This is a genomic window from Mycobacterium sp. (assembly GCF_035274705.1).
In the GTDB taxonomy this organism is placed as follows: domain Bacteria; phylum Actinomycetota; class Actinomycetes; order Mycobacteriales; family Mycobacteriaceae; genus Mycobacterium.
Genome location: NZ_DATENY010000107.1, coordinates 1 through 3,061, shown reverse-complemented (window position 1 = coordinate 3,061; position 3,061 = coordinate 1). Strand labels below are relative to the sequence as shown.

Genomic DNA, 3,061 nt, shown 5'->3' with positions numbered 1-3,061 from the left:
GGCTGGTCGAGTGGCGCGAAGAGGTGGCCGTCGTCAAGCGCAAGTCCTTCGCCGACGAACCGTATTGGGGCCGACCGATTCCCGGGTGGGGGTCGCCGCGGCCGAAGCTGTTGATCGCCGGGCTCGCGCCCGCCGCGCACGGCGGCAATCGCACGGGGCGAGTCTTCACCGGTGACCGCTCAGGGGATTTCCTGTTCGCCGCGTTGCATCGTGCCGGACTGGCCAATCAAGCAACGTGCGTGGATGCCGCGGATGGCTTGGTGCTCAACAACACTCGCGTGGCCGCGGCGGTACGGTGCGCGCCGCCGGGTAACGCGCCAACGCCGGCCGAGCGCGCGACGTGTGCGCCGTGGCTGGACGCCGAGTGGCGGCTGATTGCTCCCGACGTGCGCGCGATAGTCGCGCTCGGCGCATTCGCGTGGCGGGCGGCACTGGACATGATCCGCGACGGCGGTGGCGCGGTACCGAAGCCGGCGCCGCGGTTCGGGCATGGCGTGACGGCGACGCTGGGGCCGGTGACGCTGATCGGCTGTTATCACCCGAGCCAGCAGAACACGTTCACCGGCAAGCTGACGCCGGCGATGCTCGACGACATCTTTTCGCTCGCGGGAACGCACATCGCCAAGGATGCGTTGTGACAGCCATGCGCCTTTCCGTTCTGGACCTCGTGCCCGTGCGCACCGACCAATCGACGTCAGATGCACTGGCTGCGACGACGCACCTTGCGCAGACGGCCGACCGTCTCGGCTACACTCGCTACTGGCTGGCCGAGCACCACAACATGCCCGCAGTCGCGGCCACCAGCCCGCCGGTGCTGATCGCGCATCTGGCCGCGCAGACGTCGCAACTCCGGCTGGGCTCCGGCGGGGTGATGCTGCCCAACCACGCGCCGCTGGCCGTTGCCGAGCAGTTCGCGCTGCTGGAGGCGGCGCACCCGGGCCGCATCGACCTCGGCATCGGCCGCGCGCCCGGTTCGGACCCAGTCACGTCGATGGCGCTGCGCGGATTCAAAGGACGCGACGGCGCTGCTGATCTGCAAGACATCGAGGCGTTCCCCGAGTACCTCGACGACGTCGTCGCGCTGATGAGCGCGCGCGGTGTGCGGGTGCCGTTTCCGAATCAGCGCTACATCCTCAAGGCCACGCCGGTCGCGGTCACGGAGCCAAGGATGTGGCTGCTCGGCTCGTCGATGTATTCCGCACACCTGGCCGCGGCCAAAGGTCTGCCGTACGTGTTCGCACACCACTTCTCCGGCCAGGGCACGGCGGAGGCGCTGGAGGTCTACCGCCGCGAGTTCCGGCCGAGTGACGTAGCCGCCGAACCCGTCACGTTCTTGACGGTCAACGCTGTGGTGGCCGAAACACGCGACGAGGCAATGGCTTTGATCATGCCGAACTTGCAGATGATGGCGAGGCTGCGGACCGGTCAGCCGCTGGGTCCGCTGGACCTGGTGGAGGACGCAGCCGAAATCGAATTGAGCCCGCAAGCGCATGCCATCGGCGAAGCGGCGCTACGGCGTGCGGTCGTCGGCTCACCGACCGAGGCCGCCGATCAGATGCGCGCGCTGGCCGATGAGTTCGGTGTGGACGAGGTGATGGTCAACCCGGTCGCGTCGGCGCACCGCGGCACCGAACCAGCGACCGCGCCGGCACGCGATAAGACGCTGGAACTGCTCGCCAAGGAGCTGTTCTAGAACCGCGAACCAGCAACCTGTGTAACGCTTGGTGAATGTTCGAGCGCTTCACCGACAGCGGCCGGCTGGTGATAGTCAATGCCCAGCGGGAAGCAAGATCGCTCAATCACACCTGGATTGGGACGGAGCACCTTCTTCTGGGTGTGATGACTCAGGAATGCGCAGTGGTTGGACTGCTCGAAGATCGCGGAGTTGAGCTCGAGACCGCGCGCGAGCACCTCACGCAGGGCGCCGAACAGCCGCAGGAGTTCATACCTTTTACCGCTGAGGCCAAAGAGGCGCTCGAGATGTCGTTACGAGAGGCGCTGGAACTCGATCACGACCATATCGGCCCAGAGCTTCTCTTACTCGGCATGTTGGTCGCAGGTGACGGCGCCGCGCGGGTCTTGACCGAGCTACAAGTCAATGTCGAGGAACTCGCGCGCGAGGTCAGGCTGCAGATCGAGGCGTCAGCCTGACAACCGGGATCGGCCGCGACGTCCGCTTCTGGTAGCCGACGTAGCGGTTCCTGTTGCCTCTCATGTTGTTGACGATCGGCCATAGCCGCGCGTAATCGGGGTCGTCCGGTGGCACCGGCTTGGCGACCACGCCGAATCGCTTTGGGCCGACGTTGATTTCGACGTTGGGATTGGCCCTGAGGTTGTGATACCAGCCCGGCGCCTTGGGGTCGCCTCCCTTCGACGCGACGACGAGGTAGTCGTCCCCGTCCCGGGCGTAGCTGAGCGTGTTGGCACGCTTCTGCCCGGTCTTTGCACCGACCGTATGGAGGATCAGGTTTGACGGCCCGCCAGGGATCGTGTGCCCGATCCGTCCGTCGGTGGCCTTGTAGATCTTGTCGTGCAGCATCAGCAGCGGGGCGCCGACGTTTTGCTCGAGCCATCGGGAGATTTCCATGGCATCAGTCTTGTTGAGCCGCGTCCAGTTGCGCCAGTGCCTCCCGCAGCAGCCGGCCGCTTTCCTCACGATCCGGGTCTTTTCGCAGCAACATGCCTTTGGCGAACGAGAGCTTGTCGCCGTTCTGCCGGGGCAGAACGTGCAGGTGGATGTGGAAGACCGACTGGAACGCGGCCTTGCCGTCGTTGATGACGACGTTGTTGCCGTCGGCATGGAGCCCGGACTGGCGCGCGGCGCGGGCAATGCGCTGCGCGATGCGCACCAGATCGGTGACCGTGTCTGCGGGCGTATCGGTCAGGTCGACGGTGTGGCGCTTGGGAATGACCAGGGTGTGACCGCGGGTGAACGGGCGGATGTCGAGGATGGCCAGGTAGTCGTCGTCTTCGTAGATCCGGATGGCCGGAGCCTCACCTGCGACGATCGCGCAGAACACACAGGACATCCCGCCACGGTATCGGCTCAGCTACCGACGTT

At 66.1% G+C, this 3,061-nt stretch carries 5 protein-coding genes; 3 read left to right on the top strand and 2 right to left on the bottom strand.

Annotation, left to right across the window (positions count from 1 at the left end; all coding sequences use genetic code 11):
- The 3 genes from VJV41_RS22380 to VJV41_RS22370 all read left to right on the top strand — a co-directional run.
- A partial coding sequence (locus tag VJV41_RS22380; protein WP_325337357.1) for a uracil-DNA glycosylase occupies positions 1-638 on the top strand: 638 nt, incomplete at its 5' end.
- Positions 639-643: 5 nt separating this feature from the next.
- A complete protein-coding gene (locus tag VJV41_RS22375) occupies positions 644-1,693 on the top strand; it encodes an LLM class flavin-dependent oxidoreductase (protein ID WP_325337359.1) in 1,050 nt (349 codons plus the stop codon).
- Positions 1,694-1,728: 35 nt separating this feature from the next.
- Positions 1,729-2,151, top strand: coding sequence for a Clp protease N-terminal domain-containing protein (locus tag VJV41_RS22370; RefSeq protein WP_325337355.1), 423 nt, complete (start codon positions 1,729-1,731; stop codon positions 2,149-2,151).
- Here VJV41_RS22370 and VJV41_RS22365 read toward each other — a convergent pair.
- Together VJV41_RS22365 and VJV41_RS22360 are read right to left on the bottom strand one after the other, a co-directional pair.
- Positions 2,123-2,587, bottom strand: coding sequence for a nitroreductase family deazaflavin-dependent oxidoreductase (locus tag VJV41_RS22365; protein ID WP_325337354.1), 465 nt, complete (start codon positions 2,585-2,587; stop codon positions 2,123-2,125). The two genes, VJV41_RS22370 and VJV41_RS22365, sit on opposite strands and share 29 nt — an antisense overlap.
- 4 nt (positions 2,588-2,591) lie before the next feature.
- A complete protein-coding gene (locus tag VJV41_RS22360) occupies positions 2,592-3,029 on the bottom strand; it encodes an HIT family protein (protein ID WP_325337353.1) in 438 nt (145 codons plus the stop codon).
- Positions 3,030-3,061 lie beyond the last annotated feature (32 nt).

Excerpts from the sequence above, each read along its gene's own strand:
- VJV41_RS22375 (WP_325337359.1), top strand. The coding sequence starts at position 644 with ATGCGCCTTTCCGTTCTGGACCTCGTGCCCGTGCGCACCGACCAATCG.
- VJV41_RS22365 (WP_325337354.1), bottom strand. The coding sequence starts at position 2,587 with ATGGAAATCTCCCGATGGCTCGAGCAAAACGTCGGCGCCCCGCTGCTG.
- VJV41_RS22360 (WP_325337353.1), bottom strand. The coding sequence starts at position 3,029 with ATGTCCTGTGTGTTCTGCGCGATCGTCGCAGGTGAGGCTCCGGCCATC.
- VJV41_RS22370 (WP_325337355.1), top strand. The coding sequence starts at position 1,729 with ATGTTCGAGCGCTTCACCGACAGCGGCCGGCTGGTGATAGTCAATGCC.